Below are 24,032 nucleotides of genomic sequence, written 5' to 3' on the forward strand. Positions count from 1 at the left end.
GTTACAGGCATCGACAGCAGGGACTGCTGAGCTGATGGTGTACCCGTTCGGGTTGGCATTCTCCCCTTTGATGCGGACGGTCTGGGTTTGCTGGCGGGTACCGTTGATGGCCGACCCGCAGCCATTGTTACCCAGGGCCTGCAGGTTCATTTTGGTACCGCTGACGAAGTCACAGGCTACGGTCCTGACTTTATAACGGATGGTGTAACCCTGGTTATAAGGCAGGTTGGCAGCCACAGAGGCCGGGATGGTGAAGGTGATGCTGGTGGCTGTTTCAGTGACCAGGGCATCGTTGTTCACATTGGCCAGTGAGGCGGCGGCAGGCAATATGGTCGGGGAGAGCTGATAGCTGTTAGCAATATAAGCCACCCCTGCAGGTTTCTGGACAGTAAACTTCAGGTCGAAGGCTGTACCCTGGGCAGGGTTTTTGACTTCGGCGATGTATTCGAGTTCCTGGCACAAATCCACAGTCCCGTCGGGATAAGTGGGGACAGGCTGGCTGAGCAGACTCACCTGAAGGTTCGCCGGGGTTGGGATGACGGTCAGGTCAACATCATCAGAACAAACAGCTGCGGCCACCGAGGTAGGATAGCCTGAGCAGTTCCAGCCGTAGGCCAGCTGAAGGTTGTCCTGGTTACAATTATTGAAGGTACCTGTGACCAGGTAATACTGGCTGGTTGACGCCGGGATGGAACCGAGCTGATAGATGTCACCGCTGGCAGATACGGCAGTGCCCGAAGCCGCCCCGCTACCAGGTAACTGTTGTACCGAGGTGATGGTTACCGATCCTCCACCCGCAGCATTTCTGCCCAGCCATACATTGGCCATTTCAGCAACATTGCCGGTATTGGTCACCTGTATTTCCCAGCTGACGGTATTGCCTGTCACGGTCTTCACCGGTGAGGTAGCTGCAGCAGTCAGGTTGCCCTGGGAGGTGACTGTGTACGGCCAGTTATTGGTTGCTGTATAGACGGTCGGATCTGTTCCGTAAGTATAGATTATTTTATTACTCAGGTTTCCTGAAGCGGAGGCCTGACAAGTGGCCCTTAAGATCGGATGCGAAACGATGGCCATACCTTCATCAAAAAACGAAGGTGAGCTGCCTTTTAAAGTATTGATGATGGCCTGGAGGTCATAGTGGTAATCCTGACCGGTAATATAATCCGGGGTGGCCTTATTCACAACAAAAGGTGCCCCGCCCTGCCCATAAATGGTAATGCGGGTATTAATAGCCTCCAGACCTGCCGGGAGCGTAAATACAAATTCTTTGGGCTGGATAAAACGGTTAATTTCATAAGGGAATACCGCGTTTTGTTGCCTTCCTGAATCATAGTTATTAATGTCTGAGGCAAAATAAGTGCCGTTACCTGTATCGTCTGGAAGACAGCCGTTATAGCTCAGGGCACGGGATCCGTTTCCATAAAACCAGTTGTTACCTACATGCTGCATGGTTGCTGAAAAAGCATCACAAGCCAGCTGGTCAGCCGGAGCGGGGTTAGCTGCCAGGCCGCCGTATAAAAGATTTTTAAAAATGACAGTCTTTTCTTCATTGAAAGTCAAATGACCACTTCCGTCAGGATTGAATATGATGTTACCGGTGGTAGGATAATCAAAAGTCAAAGTTACCGCTATTTTATCCCCTGGTTCGTAAGTGAAAGTGGCAGGCACGCCAGCTGCTACCAGGGCTGCCTTGCTGATATCAGTCTTGAAATTCGGGTAAGTACCACTTACCGGCAGACCGGTCAGGGTGTAGGTGGTGGAAGTACTGGCATCGGTAATGACCGATTTGGCAGTGGTTCCCAACAACGTAAGGGCTGGCTGAGCCGGGGCAGTCGTTTCGAGGTAAGCATAATCAAAAGAACCTACTCCGGCCACCTCGCCGGTTGCAGTGATTTCAAGCTGATCTCCTACGGTAAAATAAGAGGTTTTCAGATTGGCCGGATAGTTGGAGCCCAGAGCATCCACACTGCCATTATTATTGTCATCAGGCAGACCCAGGGTGATACGCTTACCGCTGCTTTCCTTATTGACAATGGCTAAAGGCAATGTACAAGCCGGGCAATGCAATAACGGCTCCCAGGTGGAACAGCCCAGCACCTGAGTGCATGGACAGGTGGCTGATTGCTTAAAAATAATTTTCGAGGTGATCTGCGGCGAAGGACAAGCTACAGCACAATCCACCATGGTCTTGAACCTGAGAATTTTATTCTGCAGGTCCAGGCCGCCACCTGCTGCCAGATTAAAACGGATGTGTATACCAGCAGCGTCGGCAAATACCATATCGGGTGTAACCGAACCTGATCCGCTGATATCAGTCAGCGTTAAAGTACTGAGGTCTGCAGTGAGGCATGCGGGTAAATTGACGAGCATTTCGGTATACGCCCCCGGACCTGCCAGTTTATTGTCCCATATATTTTGGGTAATGTTCCATTGATTTAATTTGTACTGCACCCAATAAGGAGACCCTCCGACGGCATCCACTCCCATTTCAGGAACATGTTTACCACGCAAATAAGAATATGTTCTTAAATCCTTGAAGTTTAAAGTATAGTTGCCTTCTCCGCAACTGTTTTTATAGGATCCTGACAGTAAGCTTTCTTTCATGAAATTTATTTCATTCAGTGAGCAGCTGCTGTTACAATCAATGTGTTTTTTAAAGCGTATCTGTATAGTCTGACCAGGAGCTATGGTTAAAGACGTGACAATCACGTCCAAAGGCTTGCCGTTAGCATCAGTGTTGACCGCATTCCCAATAGTAGTGGAAGTAGTATACGGTAAAGCAGACCAGGTGGTCCCACCATCAGAGCTGATCTGCACGCCATCAGCTTCATCAATCCAGGCCGAAGCAAAATTGCCATAGTTATTCTGTATACCAGGGTTCATTATGGCATTATAAGTGCCCAATCCAAACCTCAGGTTTGTAGCCATCGCAGGACTGGTACCTGTATTAGTAACGCTGGCAGTGATCCAGCCGGAGGCAGGGGCACAACTTAGGTCATCTGCAGAGACAAAAGCCACGGTCAGGTTGGGCGTTTTGGAATTGTCTATCGCTAAAGCGGTTGTCTGGGTGTCATTCTGTCCTGCACAAACCTGTGGGTTCGGTCCATTGCCATACCAGGCGTTAAGACCTGTATTCAGGTCTGTGCAGCTGTTGATCTGCAGATTCTGTGTAAATGTAAAATATTCACTTTGCCCCAAGTGATTGTCCTGGGCGGTGCTGCTGACAATAAAGCGATACAAATAGGTGGTGTTGCTGCCCGAAGGCGTGCTGGAAATGAGGTCAACGGTGACAGTGGCTCCGTTGTTGGTCGTTGAAACCGAGTGGCTCAGATGGGCCACGCCATTGCCACTGAGGTCTGTCACGTAAACCGTATCAATACTACCGAAGCCGTCATTCCTGATCTGGTAGGTACGGGTATAGGTGTCACCTACAGAACCGGCGGTGTTGGGTGCGTTAACCAGGTTGAGGATGTTTATTTTGGCATTCAGCAGGTTAAACGCGTTACTGAGAATTTCAGGCTGGGCAGACCCGCCTGAAGGTGTCAGCACATAAGAAGCCTGGTTTCCGGCTTCGCCTATGGCCTCGCAACTTGCACGGGCTTTATAGGTAAACGTAGCGTTGGTGCCTGTGGCCGGAATACCGCTGAGATTTAAAGTAGCCGTATTTCCTGAGACAGAGGTCTGGGTGACGGTAAGTCCTCCTGCTCCGGTGGCCGAGCCTGATTCATAGACATACCCGGTGGGAAGCGTAACGACCAGCGAGCCTGAAGAGGTCGTTCCTCCCAGGACGGTGACAGTAAATTGTCTTGAGCCGTTGGCTACTTCAAATGAAGCCGTAGGGGCTCCGGTACCGGATTGTATCTGCTGGGCATTGGCCCCCATCGCAAATAATAATAAAAAACTTAAAGTAAAACTGATAAAGGAGAATGATTTTCTCCCGGTTGGTAGAGCAGAGTCCTGTGGTTGCAGGTGTGAGGAATCATAACAAGGGCTAAACCCTTTGGATGATTTTCCAAAGAAAAGTAGATGTGTTTGGTTCATTCTTTGCTTTTTGGATTACGAATGTTATAAATTGATCTTTATCAATTTGTTATTGAGACGAAATAAAAATATCAAGGTCACAATCATCCGCAACTACCACCTCTGCAAGCAGTTAACATATACAAGGACAGTTCAAAAACACGTCTTACCTAACTATCTTAAACACAATAAATTACAACTCATTGATAATCAATAATAAAAAAATAATAAAATTTCACAAAGCCGATGACGAAGGCTGTCAACCTATAGTGACAGGTTAAGAAAGCCGGATAAAATAATTGTCCGGCTTTAGTAAAGGTTCAATCTTACTTACTTACAACTATAAATCGCTTACTCGTCTATTCAAACTCTCACAACTCTCCAGGCCGCCGGTATTTATTAAGAAAGCCGGATGGAATATTGCCATCCGGCCTTAGTGATGGTAACTTTTTTCAAAGTGTATTGTTACTAATTATTAAATTCCATAGTGGTATTATTTAGACGCAGACGCTGCCGGATGGTCACAAAAAAAAGCCGGATATAATAACCCGGTTTATCCTTCGTCGTATCATTGTATTTTTGGGGTTACTGAAATATAACATTAATCCGGCTGAAAGTAAGAGAGTAAAGGCTAACAAGTCGGGGCTCTTTCTGAAAAATACGCTTTTAAGACTCTGGTATGGATATAAGAGTCTTAAGAGTGGTCATCCCGTGCGTTCTTACTCTTCCCCAAACACTCTTTTAAACCAGTTCTTTTTCCGGAGATTTAAAGTCCCCAACTCTTTTTTTTCTAACACTACCAAATCCTGATACCCCATCAGCCCGGCATGTACATACTCTTTTATTTCAAAGAATTGAGACCAATACTTTCGCGTATATTTTTCAGTCTGAAAAACATCTCTGTAATAGCCCTGCGGAGCAATACCATCCAATGCAGGATCGAGATAACCATCCACTATTCCTTTTATTTTCATCTTCTCTTTAAGACCGCTGATTTGAGCCGCTGCCGTAAAACCGAGTACAGACACCACAAAAATACCCCCTGGTTTCAGTATCCTGGCAATCTCTTTAAGCCATAACAGCTGGTTTTGTTTATCGAGGTGTGTCATTACAGAAGATGCAATGACAGAGGAGAATTGTTCATTAGCGAACGAAGTGGGGACATAGGGACTATTTACGACAAATTTACCTCCTCTAATATTGTTATTGCACCAGGCAATGGCTTCAGTATCAATATCGGACCCCGTATACAAAACCCGCGGCCACTTTTTTATAATATGATTGGAATATCGCCCACACCCACATCCCCAGTCAAGCAAACCAGGTTCTTTTGAGTGATCATATTTTTGTACATAAGACATCATCTGAGAAGATCCCTGTATGCCGTTAAGTACAAAAATCCTATCGTCTGAAGTACCTGAAATACGAAATCGTAAATCAGGCGGCGGTAAAGGAGTTTCTTTATATGCTTGAGAAAGAGAGACAAGCCCGGCAATATGATCTGTTTGATGAAGCTTCCGGGTTTCAACTTCCTGCTGAAGATGCTCAACAGCAGTGACCGGCTTTAATTTACATCTACTGCAAACGCAATTTAAATTGCCTTGTAATAACGATTCTCGCAAATGGGAGATTCCCTTCGATAAAGTGTCTATTTCTTTAAAATTCCACATGGCAGGCAATTGACTACAAGGAGACCACTCGCCATGAAGACCAACGGGGTTTTCTTCCCATGGTTCAAAGCATAAACGTGTTTCATTTAACAAAGGGATATTCTTTTTATCTTCTGTTTCTTTTACCGTCTTATAAAAATCACTAAAGGTTTTTAAGCTATAGGCTTCTGAGCCTGTAGACAGCAAAATTATGGCCCCGATCTTCGTAACCAATCTGGATTGGTTTTCAAAGATGTAATCTGAATTACTGTTTTTCTGTGCCTGCTGAACTAAATGTTTCATTCCTTCATTTAAAGGAATCCTGACATCTTCATTCCTGTAGTTTTTAAATTGAATAAAGCTAAAGTCCGGGCAAACCGCTGACCACTTTGAATGCTCGGCTTGTTTAAAATCTACTTGATTAAGCATGGCGTCAAAGCAAAAATTCACAAGGTACTCATCGCCCACGTAATTCGTTATAAACTGAATATACCCGCTCAACGGGTCTGAGCTATGAGGAGCTTTTAACTTACCCATATAAAAAAAGAAGTCCCTTATTTCCATAAAACATCTACGATTACAAGGGCCTAAAAAAAATACAACCCGTTGATTTTAAGCACAATAACATCAAAACTAACTCTTAAGAAAGCAGAGACCGGAACAGTCCTCCCTTGCTGATCTCCCTGTCGAAAAGTGGGTAAGTTAACATTTACGTCATAAATAAATATCTTTCTCTGCAATAAATTTTGAAATTAAATGCCCCCTGCGACGGTCTCATCGACACATCATCATCCCCCTTGGTAAATTCTTTCGGGCAGGCATAATTCCCGGCCAGGTACAATCAAAAGAAAAGAAAATACTTAAGCAAAACACCATTCCGGATTTTAAAGAAGGAATTTATAAAATGAAATTTTCGGTAAAAAGCACAAGTTTAATTTTTGAAGATTAATATTATCTTGCAACCGGAACATCAGAATTACACTCAATTTTCTGGTATTAAAATCTCAACAAATGAAAATATCCGTCTGTCTTGCCACTAAAAATGGTGAACTGTTTATAAAAGAGCAAATAGACTCTATCCTTCCACAACTTGCTTACAATGACGAATTAATTATTTCAGACGACAATTCCGATGACAGAACTTTATCTATTTTGTACGCTTACCACGATTCGAGAATAAAGATTTACAGAAGCACTTATAATAATCTTGTTAAGAATTTTGAGTTTGCCCTTGAAGTGGCCAAGGGTGATTACATTTTTCTCTCCGATCAGGATGATGTCTGGCTGGAAAACAAAGTAGAAGTAATGTTACCCTTTCTAAAAGAATTTGATATGGTAGTCTCAAATGCGGTGGTAACGGATGAAAGTTTGAAACCGTTATTTAACTTTTTCAAAAGACCGGCGTCTGTGATGAATAACGACCCCGCAATCTTAAAAATTTTAAGATCACCAACCTCAGGATGTTGTATGGCATTCACACGCCCCCTTCTTGAGAAGGCATTGCCTTTCCCTTCAAATATGTATATGCACGACCGATGGCTCTGGGCTATATCATGTGTTTTCGGAAAGCCATTGATAATAGACGACCCTTTAATCTTATACAGAAGACATAAGTCCAACTTTACTAACCTTAATAATCACGACCCGGTAATTCTTGGTAAAAGCCATGCCAGTCTCCGGAAAAAAATTCACTTAAGATATCTGCTCATGTCAAACCTTCTTCACAAAATTGTGTTTTTCTAAAGAGTACATTGGTCAAATAAAAAAAACTTCTTTTTTTTGTAAAACTTTCTGAGATCAACATACGTAAGGTCTCAAGAATTAGCACATAAAAAACTCCATTTAATAAAACGATTCACAGTAAGATAATTATAAAATGATCTACCTTTCGTTAGTAATATACGATAGTCCGCCCGATGATCTTAGAAGGTTAGTACAATCCCTAAAGATAATTTCTACTCCATACAAGCTATGGGTAATCAACAATTCTCGAAAAATCAATTACGAGCCTCTTTTTGATGATATCCCTTGCATTAAGTATGTTCAAAATAAAAAAAACGAGGGATTCGGGAAAGCTCACAATATGACTCTGGCAGCTGCAAAAGCACATGGTATCAAATATGTATTTGTAATAAACCCTGATATCTATTTTTACGAGGATATTTCTGTACCGATACTGAATTTTATGGACAAACATAAAGATGTTGGTATGCTCATGCCAACCATTTTAAACACAGACGGGACAAAACAGCATTTACCCAAGCTATTACCAAACCCTGCTCTGGTTTTGCTCCGAAAATTAAACTTACGCCACAGTAAATTAGTATCCGTCATCGACAACTATGAGCTACGCCATGCCCCGAAGGAGAAAATCTTTGAAACTCCGAATATTTCCGGATGCTGTACGGTCATCAGGACCGAAATTCTCGGAGAAACCGGGTACTATGATCCCCGCTTTTTTCTTTATTTTGAAGACTGGGATCTTTCCAGAAGGGTTTTCAAAAGACACAAAACGATACTTTTCCCGTTTGTAAATATCTTTCATTCCCGCAGTTCACAAAAAAAAACAAGCTTAAAAAAGTTGACGCATTATTTTATTTCATACTTGAAATATTTCAACAAATGGAGCTGGCTTAATGAAGAGGAGAGAAAGAGCGTAAATGATCGAATTTTTGCGGGTTTTAAAAATGACTTATGTCATTTGAAGAAAGTGGTATAAGCTTAATATTATAAATTAAATCTTTTAGAAATTCCGGCGACATTATGAAGTCAATAAAAAAGGAAGATCTGATACCAGTCATAAAGCCTGAATAAATCTGAATTAATACGATAATGTATATTTTAAGTTTTCAATATAGAATTCAGGAACAATTAAACCGCTTAAACGCAAATCGAATTACAAAATGAAAAAGCTTATCATCTGCGGCACAGGAGCACAATCGGAGTTAGCCTATATCTATTTCAGCAAAGACTCTGACTATGAAGTAGTTGCATTTACTGTTGAACAAGCTTATCTCAGAGAAACCCATCTTCTGGGATTGCCCGTTTTTCCATTTGAAGAGATAGAAAAATACATAAGTCCTGAGGAAGCAGACATGTATATCGCGATCGGCCCCATAAAATTGTGTTCCGTAATGGAACATTTCTGCATAGCAGCTAAAGGGAAAGGATACACGCTGGCCAGCTATTGTCCTACTGTAGTAAAGAATTATTTTGAACCTTCTTATGGAGAAAATTGCTTCATCGATCACGTAGCTCAGTTTCATCCACTTGTCAAAATAGGAAACGGCGTGACGATAATGAACTCGGAAATAGCCCATCACTCAGAAATAGGTGACTTTTCATTTCTAACCTGTGCCATGCTGGGAGGGAGGGTAATTGTCGAAGATCATGTTTTTATCGGAATGAAAACCGTTATAAAAGAAGGAGTCCGAATTGGCAAAGGCAGTATCATCGGTATGGGATGTGTTATTACCAAAGATGTGGAGCCCTATTCTGTCTACAGTGTTTCGGGTACTAAAGCCAGAGAAGGAGTTGACTCCCGGGACATCGAACTGTTTAGAAAACAATAAGTGACTGTCTCATAAAGGTGCCCTAATGCATAACAATACAAGAAAAATATTATTCATAACTTCAGGAGACCAAACCGGTGCCAACACCGCCCTTATAAAAATTGCCGAAGCACTGCATAATCAGGAACACCGGGTTGCCGTTTTGGTGCGAAACAAAAGTGAGTACAATCCCATAGTAACTCAACTGCCGGCCCGGAACGGGTATGCTTCGGAGCTTGGTTTCCTGATAAATAAAAACGGTTCAAAAACAAGACTTAACAGAGACCCCAAATACCTTTTCAATACAATAAATGAAGAAAACTCTTACCAGGATACTACCGTTATACTTAAGCACCTTTCATTTATACCCGAGATTATCTTTGTAGGCATCACTTTCGATTTTCTTACCTCGACTGATATTCTAAAACTTTCAGAAGCGACATTAGCCACCGTTTATAACATGGCTGTTGACATGAATCACTTTACAGGGGGGTGTCATTTTGCATGGGACTGTACAGGGTACATAAAGGGATGTAACAGCGTTGACTGCCCTGCAGTATTGGATCCAGAATACAAAGAGTTGGTTTCGAGAAATTTCTCTATAAAAAAAGAAAATGCACAGAAAGGAAACTTCAAGATTCTGGCAGGAACAAAATGGACGGCAACTCAGGCACAGGATTCATTGATTTATAAAAATCAGCAACCCATTTTCAATATTCCCGGAATCATTGAAACCGGGATTTTCAACCCGGGAAAAAGGAAAATTGCCAAGGAAGTATTTGGGCTTTCAGACGACAAATTCTATATTCTGGCAGGAGCAGAAAACACCCTTGACCCCCGCAAAGGGTACATCTATTTCGTAAAAAGCCTCCATGCTTTCTGGGAGAAATTATCACAGTCGGAGCGGGAAAAGGTAGAGGTTTTGTCGTTAACCCGTATAATAGACGAAGAATCGCACAAAGAAATCAGGTTCAAAAAAACATTTATTCCATATATCAAAGATGACCGCCTCCTGGCATTGATGTATCAGGCAGCCGACGCCTATGTAAACAGCTCACTGGAAGATTCCGGTCCGGCCATGCTGATAGAAGCCATGGCTTGCGGGGTACCCGTGGCATCTTTTAATATGGGGGCAGCACAAGACTATATAACCAATGAACAAACCGGTTATATCGTCGAAAATAAAAATCACGAAGCACTTGCCGTTTCATTGTTGAGGATATTCCGGGCCACATCTGACGAACGCTTAGTCATGGGAGAAAAAGCATTTGCCGCCATTTCAGAGAAAGGGTCTATGAATCAAGCTATGAAAACCATGGATCAGCTGTTTAAGCATGAACAGCAAGATTTTTTTTCTCAATGCAGGTCGATATCTGTGGCGTTATGCACACATAATGGAGAAAAACATATAAAAGAACAATTGGAAAGTATCCTGAACCAAAACCTGGTAGCCGATGAAATAGTTATATGTGATGATGCCTCTACTGACCAGACCTGGAATATTCTCGAATCGTACAGAACCAGATATCCGCAGGTTTTCAGGATTTACAAGAATAAAAAGCAACTCGGAATTGTAAAAAACTTTGAGAAGGCAATAAACCTTTGCTCCCGGGAAATCATTTTTTTATGCGATCAGGACGATGTCTGGTTCCCTCATAAAACCGAAACGGTAATCCGCGTTTTTAACAGGTTTCCCCATATTGAAGCTGTATCTCATAACCTGCAGATATGTAAGGAAGATAATGAATTGACAGAATACTCCATCTGGGATACCATGGGCTTCGGTTTTTTCCAACAACAGAAGTACCCCGATAAAGACTATTTTTCTCATACTTTGTTCTTTGGCAATATGGTTACCGGGGCTGCACTCTGCATAAAAAAACCAAGAGAACCGCTTATTTTTCGTGAGGGCTACCCAAAGGTTATCCATGACTACCAATTGGGGATTGAGTACCTGTCAAAAAAAACCATGCACTTTCATCATGAAAACCTGGGACTATACCGTCAGCACGAGGAGCAACAAATAGGGCCGGTATTAGATAAAATTGACCAACATGAAAAATCCATTAACATATATTATGCCGCTAATATTCCGATACTGAATCTGATTCATATAGCCCGACGGGAATATAGTGAAGATATCTTCCGGTACATAAAGCATACCAACGATCAGTATCTGATACGTTTAGCAAAACAAGCAAAAATAAACCAACTGAAAAATTGCTTCCGGTTAAAAATCTGGACGGATGTGATTAAACTTATACTTCGCAAACTCACTGAAAAACTTCTTTCCTTTTTGAAAGGATAGCGGAGTCCAGAAATGGAACAAAATAGGAGAAATTTAAAACCAGCCTGAGATATATAATCCATTAAACAGGAACTCAGAGCTGATAAGGAAAACCTCCAAAAACCGCTGCAACATCCTTATAAATTAAAAAAAGCCGGATAAACATCGTCGCCCGGCTTTAGTAACGTGTTTAAAGTCATAACAACTTAAATTTTATCACTACTCATCATTTAGACTGCGTTAACGAAAAATAGTCACACCTGCTACTAAATTATTGCTTTACTATACTGAAAAGCCAGCCAATACAGGGCTGGAAAACCTGGGAAATCGGTGATAAAGAAATCCGGGTGAAATGTCTACCCGGATTTGGTCATATTTCCCGCTAAACTCAAACTTGCAACACAAATCAAAGTTTCGGCTTTATATTGGTTCAAATTCACTGTCTACTTTTAAAATACCATCTTCTGGCTTGAATAATTAAAATTTATACAAAAAAACTATATCCAATTGCTGAAGAAAGCCGGATGAAAACCCTCCGGCTTTAGTAAACTCTTTAAATTCATACAACTTAATTTTATCACTACTCAGTATTTAGACTATGTCAGAGAAAAATGGTCACACCAACCCCTGAAGAAACATCCATTCATACAAGACTTTATAGGCCGCATTGTCAGATAAAAAAAGCCGGACGAAAACCCATCCGGCTTTAGTAGCGGCTAAATCTACACAACTAATAAACCCTTTCAACGAAGGTTAATGTAATTCCAGGATTAAAGAAAGCCGGATAGAGATCCTCATACGGCTTTTGTAAACATGAACAAAATCTATTTTCTGTCACTTTTATTTAGACGGGAAATCGTAAAAACAGTCACATCATTTGTATCAATAAGATAGGGCTTTTTATCGGTTACATTTAAACAGCCGGTAAGGCTCAGACAAAAAAAGAGGGCGTCTTTATCAGACGCCCCCATTCATATTAACAGGGCGGCTTGGACTCATTTAAAGTATGATCTTAATCTCAGTGCTTTTTACTGCATCAACAGCCTTTTTACCACTACTTTATTGTTCTTGTCTCTTACCGTCAGATAGTATTGACCCATCGTCATATTGGGTACATGTAACTCATACTGGTTGGTATCTGTTTTCAGGGTTTGAATACCTGCCCTTACGCCCAGCACGGTTCTCAGTTCGAACACCGGTTCGTCCATATTGGTCGTCAGGTTGATCACTCCACCGGTCGATGGATTTTCAACCACCAGGTAGCTGCCATCTTTTTCATAATATACAGAGATCATCTTAGAAACGGCCGATGATCCGTCAAGGTCAACCATTTCCAGCTGGTAATAGTTATCTCCTTCGGCCACTTCAGCATCCGTGAAGCTGTATTGTCCGTTGCTGCTTCCTCCGCTTACTTTGCCAATGGCTTCAAAGTCTTTGGCATTAAGGCTTTTCTTTACTTCAAAGTGGCTGAAGTCCGTTTCTTCGGCCGTTTTCCAGGTCAGATTTACTTTATCTCCGTCTACTTTCCCTTCAAAACTGACCAGTTTTACAGGAAGTACCGCACAACTGTAGTTGTAAGTGACCGTGGCGGTGGCGTATCCTTTTGTGGCGATCTTGAATTTTACATTGCCCCCGAAAGCTGTAAAACTATTATCTGCGATCACATCAGCAGTCAGACCGACATCCCCTGATCCGCTAAACATAGCTAGGTCGGATGCGGAAGTATAAGAAGAACTACTTGAATTTGACCCTTGGCCAAGATAGTGTATCATATCATCATCAGTAGATGCCAGACCCGTCACGTTGGTAACCCAGGCTGAGCTCAAGGTAGGGTCAGCAAATATATTCTGCATATAATCTGCCAATCCTAATGATTCTGAAGTAGTCATTGTAAATAATGTTCCTCCACCCTCGGGTGTATCGCCGGGCCAGGTGGAGCCGTTAGTACCTGCCGGAACAAGGACGCTGTGCCCGATGGATATCAATCCGGAATTCAGAACCGGATCATTATAAGTCTGAAGCGTTGTTCCGCCTAACTTAACGGTAGCCTCTCCGTTCAGAATTTCCTCGGCAAACTGGCTGCCGGTGTTACTTGAGTTTTCAGCAACAAACGCTGTAGCCAGAGTGTAAGAAGTTCCCAGACCGACACTCGTCAAGGTCCTTGTACCACCATTGGTATCAAACTTCGGAATAAACAGCGGAACATTTCTAAGATTGGTATGCAGAAACGGCGACCTGTAGGTATAGCTCACGCTGCCTGGCGAACAGGGTGCGGCAGCTGAAGAACAGGTGCCAGGATCAGAAAGTGTAACGGTACCCGTACAACCTCCGCTGCTGGTGATAGTCAATGTGACACTACCGTGACCGGCGGTGCCTGTCGGGGTTCTGAAAGGGCTCTCATAGCCGAAATACAATCCGGAAGCCGAAGAGCCATCACTGAGGGTTATGGTAATCGGGCTGCCCCCTTGTGTGGCAGATACGCTGTAGTTGTGATTCAGATCTCCTTTAGAGACATCGCCGTCCAGCAGAAAAGTAATGTAGTCATCACCGGCATTCGCCACCGTGCCGTTATCATGACAGGAAACACTGCTCAGCAAAGGGGTAAGTGTGGGGCACTGGGCCTGGGTTTGGAACCAACATGCAGTCCCAAAGATAAGTACGTACAATTTTTTCATTTTTTTAACTTTTACTTTTTAGTTTATTATCTACAGACCTCTTAAAGGACCTCTGTAAAGATATTTAGACGGTATTGCAGGCCGCTGGTCACACATAGGCGTTACGGGTAAAAAGAGAGGCTGTTAAATGAGGCCCCTTAAAACACTGAAAATAAACACATTGAATAAATCATAAAAAAGTACAAATTTTTCACGTAAGAGATGTTACAGTTATTACCCGGGAGATGCTTCCGGGCTGGCATAAACGGACCGATCAAACGGAGTCAGAGGCCGTGTTTTCTGCAGACACGTAGGGTCGTGTATACCTTGCTAAAAGAGACCGGATAGAAACACAGCCTGTCACATCTCTTCTGTAGATGTGTTCCGGTTAAAAAAACCGGCAGGCTATGGGTTTCTGATTTAAATGTTCAACCGGGAGCTGTGGATTCTCTCATCTGTGCTATAAGTTTTTTTAAGCTTTTTGTGGTAAAGAACCGGATGTCATTGTGACTATTTAAAAATCCTGCGTCAAATAGAATACCGGAATTTCTTCTGACATGCCGGAGTTGTTTAAATTTAAGATGGATAAAAAAAAAGTGATTCTCAGTGAACGCTGTTTGCTGAGAATTTTTCTTTGAGGGCTTAGCAGTATATCCAATGAAAAACAAAAGAGTCTGTTTATTTCCATATATATTTGAATTTAAATGTATTCATCCTAAAACATCTCCGGCATTCGTGAATAGATATATACTGGCCTTACTACTCATGGGCTCTAAAGTTTTTGCCCAGCAGGAATATGTTTTCCTGGGATCTTATAACCACGACAAGGAGGCAGAAGGCATCTATGTCTATCGATTAGACGCTGTCAGCGGGAAACTCACCAAAGTCACTTCCGCTAAGATCCGGAATCCCTCCTATTTAACTGTTTCGCCCGATTCAAGATTTGTATATGCCTGTACCGACACCAAAACGCCCAATGCAGGAAGTGTAAGTGCGTTTGCATTTGACCCCGCAAAACACACCCTGACTTTTCTTAACAGCCAGAGAAGCGGAGGCGAAAACCCGGTCTACCTAAGCACAGACAAGGACAACAAATGGCTGATTAACGGAAATTACACAGAGGCAAGCTTTTCGGTTTACCCGATCCTGGCAAACGGGAAAATTGATACTGTGGTACAGCACGAAACATTTACCGAAGGCAGTGTAAATCCCCTCAGGCAGGAAAAAGGGCATATCCATGCAGCAGTCTTTTCACCCAAAGGCGAACAGGTCTTTTTTCCTGATTTAGGGGCAGACAAAATCAGGATGTACCCTTTTAACGGCTCTTCTGCATACCCTGTAACGACAGATAAGGCTGATTTTGTAAAAACGGAACCGGGAAGCGGCCCCAGGCACTTTACCTTCAGTCCGGACGGTAATTTCGCCTATTGTATCGAAGAGATGTCAGGCACCCTTTCTGCCTACGCTTATAAGGAAAACCATCTGACAGCCATACAAAGGATCGCTACACATCCTGCCAGCCTGCAAAGCGGCTTTGAAAGCTCCGATGTGCACATTTCGCCGGATGGAAAGTTTCTGTATGCCACCAACAGGGGAAAGGAAAACAACATTGCCATCTTTAAAATTGTTGAAAACGGCACTTTAGAGCACATCGGGTACCAGTCAACGCACGGAAAACACCCGAGGACATTTGCCATCACAGAGTCAGGAAATTTCCTGATCGTCACCAACGTGCTTACCCATAATGTGGTGGTTTTTAAAAGGAATAAAACCACGGGCCTGCTCAGAAAAGCAGGGAGAAAAGTGAAGGTAAAAAATGTCTCCTGTGTAAAAACCGGCAGTATCTGACAATTTCACAAATGCTGCTTTTCTTTCCTTAGCAGACGACTATCACCGGGCCTGCCCCCGCCAGGCCCCACTCTTTTTTCCTCCAATTTAGTGACCTTTTTGGACAGTGTACGTCTCAAAGATATGGGTCTGAACTTCAAGCCTTCCGTTTACATAATAAGGTTCGGAATTATGACCCTGCCTCTTCAAGAATTTTTACACTAAAAACAAAAAGTATGAAACAGTTTCTACTCTCTATTCCTTTGCTGCTAAGCAGCGTGCTCGCCAATGCACAATCTACTACCTTCTGTATTCCGTCAGCGACAGCAACCGCTGAAGTGGATTCAAAGATTGGTACGCCACCTGTCTGGAGCAATGTTTCGCAGGCTGCCGACAACAACAATTCCACCTATGCCACCGCTACTTTTGTGGCTATCCCAGGCAGTTCGCATGCCTCCATTACTTTTGATCTGGGAACAACCGTCGCGGCAGGATGTTCTGTCAGGTTCAAAGTAGGAACCTCAATACCATCGGCAGGGGCATTTATACAAATAAGTACAAATGGCGGCCAGAATTTTGACCCCACAGGCACCGTGCCGCCTCTTTCAGGAGACTACGTAGGAGACACCGGCCCCTCAGATGCTGACGGATTTGTGTTAACGGCAGCAGCAAGCACTGTGACTATCGGACTGGCGGTTCTCGGCGGCAATGTCTATTCCGGCGAATTTTATGTTTACGATGTGGAAACCAACTGTAACTGTACGGTATTGCCGGTAAACCTGGTCTCATTTACAGCCCTTAAAAATAATGGATCATCGCAACTTCACTGGTCAACTTCCGTAGAAACCGACAACAGGGGTTTTGAAGTACAACAAAGTACCGATGCCAAAAACTGGAAAGCCATCGGCTTCGTATCCAGTGAAAGCACCAACAGCACCCGTCAGATTGACTATACCTTTACAGATGAAGCCCCTGAAACAGGCGTTAACTATTACAGGTTAAAACAAATAGACATTGACGGCACCTTCAGCTACAGCCCGATCAAATCCGTCAGGTTTACAGAGGAGAAAAACCCGCTGACCCTGGGAGCTAACCCGGCTTCTGAATCGATTAACCTGGCCGGTAACCTAAGCCAGATCAAAAGCATGAAAATTGCCGATTCATATGGCAGGATCATGATCAGCAATATTACACCCAAAAACAAAATAGAAATCAGCGAACTGCCTAAAGGCGTTTATCTCCTCCTGATCGAAACCACCTCGGGCGGAAGGATCAGTAAGAGGTTTGTGAAGGAGTAGGTCCTCAAAATAATTAATGCACAACCCGGGGTTTGTTCTCCGGGTTGTTTTTTTGGGTATATGAAATGTGACATCGCAGAGAGAAATGAATCAACACAGAGTTACCGGACACATTAATCATAATTTCATATTTCTTTCCCAACCTCCAGACACAAGTAAACTTTCAGGTCAATGTAAACCTTACAATTTTCATTAACTTTGAATCAAATCAACCAAAACCGGATAATTGGTTATGAACACATTCAGGGATTTTTTGGAACAGAAAATAAAGTTGACCGAAAATGAGTGGACATTTTTTACCTCCGGACTTGTGAGGCAGGAATTCCCCTCAAAGAAGATAATTCTGAAAAAAGGAGAGACTGAAAAATACATTTCATTTATAGAAAAAGGTTCAGTCAGGTTTTTTGTCCCTAATGATGAATCAGAACTGACTTTTGCTTTTATTTTTGAGAATGACCTGGTTTGTGCCTATGATTCATTTCTGACCCAAACTCCCTGCCAATATGCGGCTGAAACGCTGACCCCTACTGTTATATGGCGTTTTTCTTATGATACACTTCAGAAACTGTATTCAGAATTACCCGTCAGCAATATCATCGGCAGAATTGCCAGCGAAGAAATTTACCTGAAAAAGGCAAAACGGGAGTTATCATTTTTACTTGACAGTGCAGAAGAACGCTATCTCAGGATATTCACAGAAAGGCCCAACCTGTTAAAAGAAATACCACTCAAATACATTGCTTCATATATAGGAATAAGCCCTCAGGCCCTAAGCCGGATCAGGAAACGCATTACTTAACCCAGGTTCATTGACAGCCTTGCATATATTACTCATTTTTGTAAAAAAAATAAAATGAGAAATATCATCATCATATTCATGGCCTTACCTGTACTTCTGGGATGCGGCCACATGCACAAACGTTCCTCTGACTACTATTACCGTCAACCATTGCAATACAATGATGGCATTAGAGTTGCCAACCTAAATAAATCAGGGATAGATTCCACACAAATCATCCGGTTAACAAAACTGATATTAAATGACAGTCTTCGGAATGTTCACAGTTTGCTTATTTTAAAAGACGGACAACTTATCTACGAAAATTATTTTGCGGGCAAGGATCAGAACCACGGAAAAAGATTGGGGTACATCCACCACACCGTTAATCAGTTACACGATGTCCGGAGTATTTCCAAGAGTATCGTTTCGGCCTGTATAGGCATCGCTCTGAAAAACAAAATGATCGGAAGCATAGATGAACCTATTTATAAATACTTTCCTGAAATAAAGGACAGCCCGGCCGGGACTATCACGGTACGGCAGCTATTAACAATGACATCTGGTCTTGAATGGGACGAAATAGGCAGCTACGGAAGTTTTTTCAACAGTGAAACACAAATGCATCTGCGTTTTAACCCCATCAGATATATATTAAAGAAACCATTGGCGGCTAAGCCCGGAACTCAATGGAATTACAGCGGTGGAAACACCCAACTTCTGGCCGAAATCATTTATAAAACCAGCGGGATGAGAATTGATGAATTTGCCGAAAAATTTCTTTTTAAGCCGCTTGGCATCAAAAGATATCAATGGGTCAACCTGACTTTAAAGAAAATTCCGGCAGCAGCATCAGGATTAAGAACCACCTCGAGAGATTTACTAAAATTCGGACTTCTTTACATGAATAACGGAAAATGGAATGATAAACAGATTTTAGACAGTTCCTGGACAAATGAATCATTCATTAGTCACATCAAAAGGACCAACCTCGAAAAATACAAAATTAAGGACGGGGGCTATGGATATCAGTTCTGGCAGTATACAGATGCTATAAACGGACATACCATTGAAATCACAGAAGCAAAAGGCAACGGCGGACAATCGATATTTTTCTGCAAGTCTTTAAACCTCGTGGTTGTCACGACAGGCGGAAATTATAACCAGGTCAATGATAACCCTTATGTTATACTGTCAGAATATATACTCACCTCGATCCAGCAGTTAAAAGAACGCTGAAATTAAGACCCACCTGTTAACTTTAAATCGTGATGAAAAGGTGCAAAGAAAGGTATTCAGTATTTTCAGAACTTAATATTTTCCACTGACATAGGGTTGTCACCGGGCCGTTTTACTTTTGATTAAACAATAAATGAAATCAAAATGAAAAACTCACATGTATTACGCGGACTAGCCACCATCAGTTTCTACGCTACTGACCACGAAGCAGCAAAAAAATGGTATAGTGAATTTTTAGGTGTTGAGCCATATTTCAATGTTTCGGGGTATTCTGAGTTCAGAATCGGCGATTACCAGCATGAACTGGGTATTATTGACGCCCGGTTTGCTCCGGAAGGTACTGCCAAAGGCCCGGCGGGTTCTATCGCTTACTGGCATGTCGACGACCTGCAAGGCACACTTGATCATCTGATATCATCAGGGGCCACACTCTACCAGCCCATTACCGACCACAGTGGGGGGAAAGGAAATTTCGTAACCGCATCCGTCGTTGACCCTTTCGGAAATATCCTGGGAATCATGACCAACAAACATTTTCTGGAGGTATTGGAGGATGGAAAACGGTAGATCGAAAAAGGAATTCGCAGAATGAGGTGACCCGGTCTGGAGGACCCTGTTTGGGTCGTGGTTATATCCGGATGCCTTTTCTATAAACATACTCAGGATTGTTCGTCATATGCAAAACAGATATTCAGATTTAATATGAGGGGGAATGAATCCGAAGGATTCACATGTTTATAGCATACACATGATCACGAAGAAATCCGACCCTGAGGGGGTCGCATACGGGAATCGAATACCTGTTCGTTGTCCCAATTTCCCCTTTACGAAACCATGTCCGATAACCTGCAATTTCGCCGAAAGATGCGACCCGGTCTGGAGGACCCATTTAGGGTAGTTGCCGTGTCGGGGACATTGTTTTCTATAAACATGCAACCCCTTCAAGGTTGTTCGTCGTATGCAAAACAGACATATTCATTTATCATGACAGAGAACGACCCCAGGGGGTCGAATATCTGTAGAAAAGCATATCTTCTCCAAATTTCACGACCCCGGAGGGGTCGCATAATGGCTCCAGATATGGACTCTTTCTCCAATTCCGACCATGCAAACCCGGGCCCCAACATATGGGTCAGGGGCACAGCTATGGCAACCACACGCTCAGATATCGCGGCTGCACCGTCAGGTGTCTAAGGTGTGTGAATAGGGAGGCTTGGTCCGCGATAACTTATATGCCGCACCCCATTAAAATTAACTTTCCCATAACAGCTTATTTATTTAATTTTAGGGTTCAATATTCAGTCCGTCTGAAAACCTTAAAATTATTCATTACATGAAATTTTTCTTTCTTTCCATGGCATTGCTTTGTCAGTGTCTTTTCTTACAAGCTGCCGGGCCCGGCGACCAGGGTCTATACCTGGATAAGTATTCATTTAAAGAAGCGAGCACCACGCTGCCGGTGGCGAAGCTGATCTACAGCGGTAAGCCCGTTTTTAAACTGAAAGGCGAGCATGCTTCCTTGTTCCAGATTAAAAACAACCAGTTGTACCTGAGCCCTAAAGGCAAGGCTTTTTATGCCAAAGCCACCAGGGCAGCGATCAGCATCGAAGCTATTGAAGGCAAGAAAACAGTTTCTGTCAGTTCATTTATTATCCTCAAAGATGAATTTATACAAAACCGGGTAGTGGCCCACCGCGGAGCCTGGAAAAACACCAAAGTACCTCAGAATTCTATCGCTTCGCTACAAAAAGCCGTTGAACTGGGTTGCGGAGGCAGCGAATTTGACATCCATATGACCCTTGACAGCGTGCTGGTGATTAACCACGATGCCACGTTTGAAGGTCTGACCATCGAAAAAACAAATTATAAAGACCTGTTAAAGCATTCTCTGAAAAACGGGGAGCCTATCCCTACTTTTGAAAGCTACATCAAAGCCGGGATGCTGCAACAGAAAACCCAGCTGGTAGCAGAACTGAAACCATCGGTGATCAGCAAAGAAAGAGGCCAGAGACTGGCTGAGCGTGTCATGAAAGAAGTGAGAACCCTGCAGGCCCAGGCCTGGGTGGTCTATATCAGTTTTGACTATGATATCCTGAAGAGGCTCCTGGAACTGGAAAGCACAGCCAAAGCCATGTACCTCAACGGCAACATAGCCCCGGCACAGCTGAAAGCCGACAATATGCTGGGTGCGGATTATCATTTCAGTGTATATCAGAAGGATGAAAACTGGATTCAGAACGCCCACAAGGCTGGTATTGAAGTCAATGCCTGGACGGTGAACGATACATTGGTGATGGATTACCTGCTGGTCAGAAATGTGGATTATCTGACGACCGATGAACCGGAAAAAGCCATCATCAGAACGCCCCGTTATATCACCAACAACAAATGGAAGCTGGTCTGGAGTGACGAGTTTAACTACAAAGGCCTGCCTGACGCCACCAAGTGGGATTATGATATGGGCGGAAATGGCTGGGGAAACAACGAACTGCAGTTTTATACCAAAGCCGATACCAACAACGCCATAGTAACCGGCAGCTCATTAAAAATCATCAACAGGAAACAAAGCCGGGAAGGTAAAGAATATACTTCAGCCAGGATGGTGACCAAAAACAAGGGCGACTGGAAATACGGCAGAGTGGAAGTGCGGGCTAAACTACCTAAAGGACGTGGCCTGTGGCCGGCCATCTGGATGCTGCCGACCGACTGGAAATACGGAGGCTGGCCTGCCAGCGGCGAAATCGACATCATGGAGCACGTGGGCTACAACCCCGATTCGCTGTACGGAACGGTACATACCAAAAGCTTTAACCACTCCATTCATACACAGGTGGGCAAAAACATCAGACTGCCTGAGCCTTACACTACTTTCCATGTTTATGCCATTGAATGGTATGCCGACCGCATCGACTTTATCTTTGACGGTGCTACCTATCTGACTTTCAAAAACTCAGGAAAGGGTTCGGCAGAGTGGCCGTTCGACCAGAACTTCCACCTGATACTCAACATCGCTACGGGAGGCAACTGGGGAGGACAGAAAGGCATAGATGAAAGTATATTCCCGGGAACGATGGAAGTGGATTATGTGAGGGTATTTCAGGAGAAATAAATGAAAAAGCCCGGATTGCTCCGGGCTTTTTCATTTATATTTTATCTAATCAGAAACACAAACTTGCAGCTCCTAACAAGCCCGCATCGTTAGCCAGTGTTGCTCTTTTGATATCAAGTGTTTTAAGATAATAAGGAGTCAGCCAGAACTCAAGCTGACGGGTTACCGCCGGCATGATGTAATCAAATGAAGCCGACAATCCGCCACCGATCAGGATGGTTGTGATGTCCAGTATCCTGATCATTGATACAAGCCCGTCACCAAGCATAGTACCTACTTCATCAAAGATCTTAAGGGCCAGGTCATCACCTTCCGAGGCCGCTGCTACCAAGCCAGTGGTTGAGATAGAGCCGTCTGCAGGCAATTTGGTCACGTTTTTATATTCCTGACGCATGCTGTTGGCCAGGTCAAGCAATTCGTTTTTACCGATGTTACGCTCCAGTACTTTGTGGTTTCTGGACGGCATATGACCAGGTTCCATGGCATTTCCTCCGCCGCCTTTGAAAACCTGCTTGTCGATAATGGCAGCACCACCCACGCCTGTACCCAGGGTCACAAAAATATAATCTTCAGGAATTTCGCCTTCTCCGAAATAGTACTCTCCCAATGCTGCTGCGTTGGCATCGTTTTCAAGGAAGAATTCATGATTGGGGAAACGTTCTCTTAGTTGTGGTATGATGGCCATTCCGTCAATTTCCGGGATAGCGGTGATTTCTACCAGGTAAAGCCTGTCACGGGTAATCAGTCCGGGAACTCCGATACCGACTTTCTGAACTTCAGGATTTTCTTTTAACTGAACGGCTATTGCATCGCCTAATCTTTCTATGAAGTGCCCTGAGGACCGCCAACTGCCAGTGTCATGACTATAAAAATTTGTAATATTACCGGATTCCGCGTTTACTATTCCCATTTTGACATTGGTCCCTCCTACATCAATCCCTAGATATTCAGTTGCCATTATTATTCAGCTTATTCTGTATTGGTTTAAAAAATGTCTACAAATATAAAGTGAAATTATGATATTCCAATAGTTAATATCTCATCAATGAGAGACAACAGTTCATGTTTGCCATTGGACTTTTCTGAGGAAGTGACAAAATACTCAGGAATGATTTCCCAATTCTCTGTCATCGCACTTCTGAAGGCATCGATATTTCTTTGTCCCTCTCCTTTTTTGACTTTATCCGACTTGGTAAACACCAGTTTAAGCGGTATTCCCTCCTCTCCTATTTTATTGACAAACTCAAGATCAATTTTCTGGGGTGGCAGCCGGATATCAATCAGCACAAAAACATAGAGCAGATTTTCACGGTTTTTGAGGTAATCCCAGATCATTCCCTGCCATTTTTCTTTTTCCTTGAGGGGTACTTTCGCAAAACCATAGCCGGGTAAATCGACCAGATACCATTTATTGTCGATGAAGAAATGATTGATCAGCTGGGTTTTTCCTGGTGTGGCCGAGGTTTTTGCCAGTTTCTTTTGTCCCGTAATCATGTTGATCAGAGAAGACTTTCCCACGTTCGATCTGCCTATGAATGCAAATTCAGGTTTATCGGGCTTGGGAGAGTTTTTATGATCCGAGGCACTTTTTAAAAATATAGCTTCTTTGATGGTCATTCT

General features: G+C 43.1%; 15 protein-coding genes. 10 read left to right on the plus strand and 5 right to left on the minus strand.

The window, feature by feature from the left end; translation table 11 throughout:
* Together GVN16_RS13175 and GVN16_RS13180 are read right to left on the minus strand one after the other, a co-directional pair.
* Positions 1 to 4,041, minus strand: a 4,041-nt coding sequence (locus GVN16_RS13175; RefSeq protein WP_166564377.1) for a hypothetical protein, incomplete at its 3' end; no start/stop codon positions are given.
* A gap of 698 nt (positions 4,042 to 4,739) precedes the next feature.
* The gene (locus GVN16_RS13180; protein WP_166564378.1) at positions 4,740 to 6,233 is read right to left on the minus strand and encodes a class I SAM-dependent methyltransferase; all 1,494 of its coding nucleotides are present in this window, start codon (positions 6,231 to 6,233) and stop codon (positions 4,740 to 4,742) included.
* 447 nt (positions 6,234 to 6,680) lie between these two features.
* Here GVN16_RS13180 and GVN16_RS13185 point away from each other — a divergent pair, with 447 nt between their 5' ends.
* The 4 genes from GVN16_RS13185 (at position 6,681) to GVN16_RS13200 (ending at position 11,528) form a co-directional block, all read left to right on the plus strand.
* Positions 6,681 to 7,412, plus strand: coding sequence for a glycosyltransferase (locus tag GVN16_RS13185; RefSeq protein WP_166564379.1), 732 nt, complete (start codon positions 6,681 to 6,683; stop codon positions 7,410 to 7,412).
* A 133-nt stretch (positions 7,413 to 7,545) separates the two neighbouring features.
* On the plus strand, positions 7,546 to 8,388 hold the full coding sequence (locus GVN16_RS13190; RefSeq protein ID WP_166564380.1) for a glycosyltransferase: 843 nt from the start codon (positions 7,546 to 7,548) through the stop codon (positions 8,386 to 8,388).
* 184 nt (positions 8,389 to 8,572) lie between these two features.
* Positions 8,573 to 9,241 (plus strand): DapH/DapD/GlmU-related protein, encoded by a 669-nt coding sequence (locus GVN16_RS13195; protein WP_166564381.1) that lies wholly within the window; start codon positions 8,573 to 8,575, stop codon positions 9,239 to 9,241.
* A gap of 25 nt (positions 9,242 to 9,266) precedes the next feature.
* Positions 9,267 to 11,528 carry a glycosyltransferase gene (locus GVN16_RS13200; protein WP_166564382.1) on the plus strand — a complete coding sequence of 754 codons (2,262 nt, stop codon included), beginning with the start codon at positions 9,267 to 9,269 and terminating at the stop codon, positions 11,526 to 11,528.
* A gap of 1,007 nt (positions 11,529 to 12,535) precedes the next feature.
* Here the strand turns inward: GVN16_RS13200 and GVN16_RS13205 are convergent.
* Positions 12,536 to 14,182: a hypothetical protein gene (locus tag GVN16_RS13205; RefSeq protein WP_166564383.1), complete on the minus strand. Its 1,647-nt coding sequence runs from the start codon at positions 14,180 to 14,182 to the stop codon at positions 12,536 to 12,538.
* Between the two features lie 714 nt (positions 14,183 to 14,896).
* Here GVN16_RS13205 and GVN16_RS13210 point away from each other — a divergent pair.
* The 6 genes from GVN16_RS13210 to GVN16_RS13235 all read left to right on the plus strand — a co-directional run bounded on the left by GVN16_RS13210 (position 14,897) and on the right by GVN16_RS13235 (position 22,412).
* The gene (locus tag GVN16_RS13210; protein ID WP_205748855.1) at positions 14,897 to 16,009 is read left to right on the plus strand and encodes a lactonase family protein; all 1,113 of its coding nucleotides are present in this window, start codon (positions 14,897 to 14,899) and stop codon (positions 16,007 to 16,009) included.
* Positions 16,010 to 16,224: 215 nt separating this feature from the next.
* Positions 16,225 to 17,286, plus strand: coding sequence for a T9SS type A sorting domain-containing protein (locus tag GVN16_RS13215; protein ID WP_166564384.1), 1,062 nt, complete (start codon positions 16,225 to 16,227; stop codon positions 17,284 to 17,286).
* A 232-nt stretch (positions 17,287 to 17,518) separates the two neighbouring features.
* Positions 17,519 to 18,085: a Crp/Fnr family transcriptional regulator gene (locus GVN16_RS13220; protein ID WP_166564385.1), complete on the plus strand. Its 567-nt coding sequence runs from the start codon at positions 17,519 to 17,521 to the stop codon at positions 18,083 to 18,085.
* Between the two features lie 54 nt (positions 18,086 to 18,139).
* Positions 18,140 to 19,303, plus strand: coding sequence for a serine hydrolase (locus tag GVN16_RS13225; protein WP_166564386.1), 1,164 nt, complete (start codon positions 18,140 to 18,142; stop codon positions 19,301 to 19,303).
* 144 nt (positions 19,304 to 19,447) lie between these two features.
* A complete protein-coding gene (locus tag GVN16_RS13230; RefSeq protein ID WP_166564387.1) occupies positions 19,448 to 19,870 on the plus strand; it encodes a VOC family protein in 423 nt (140 codons plus the stop codon).
* A gap of 766 nt (positions 19,871 to 20,636) precedes the next feature.
* Positions 20,637 to 22,412: a glycerophosphodiester phosphodiesterase family protein gene (locus tag GVN16_RS13235; RefSeq protein WP_229244166.1), complete on the plus strand. Its 1,776-nt coding sequence runs from the start codon at positions 20,637 to 20,639 to the stop codon at positions 22,410 to 22,412.
* 49 nt (positions 22,413 to 22,461) lie between these two features.
* On the opposite strand, the gene GVN16_RS13240 is transcribed toward GVN16_RS13235, so the two are convergent.
* Positions 22,462 to 23,370 carry an ROK family protein gene (locus GVN16_RS13240; RefSeq protein WP_205748856.1) on the minus strand — a complete coding sequence of 303 codons (909 nt, stop codon included), beginning with the start codon at positions 23,368 to 23,370 and terminating at the stop codon, positions 22,462 to 22,464.
* 56 nt (positions 23,371 to 23,426) lie between these two features.
* A complete protein-coding gene (yihA, locus tag GVN16_RS13245; RefSeq protein ID WP_166564388.1) occupies positions 23,427 to 24,029 on the minus strand; it encodes a ribosome biogenesis GTP-binding protein YihA/YsxC in 603 nt (200 codons plus the stop codon).
* Positions 24,030 to 24,032: the final 3 nt, after the last annotated feature.

The organism is Emticicia sp. CRIBPO (genome assembly GCF_009905725.1).
Taxonomy (GTDB): Bacteria; Bacteroidota; Bacteroidia; order Cytophagales; family Spirosomataceae; genus Leadbetterella.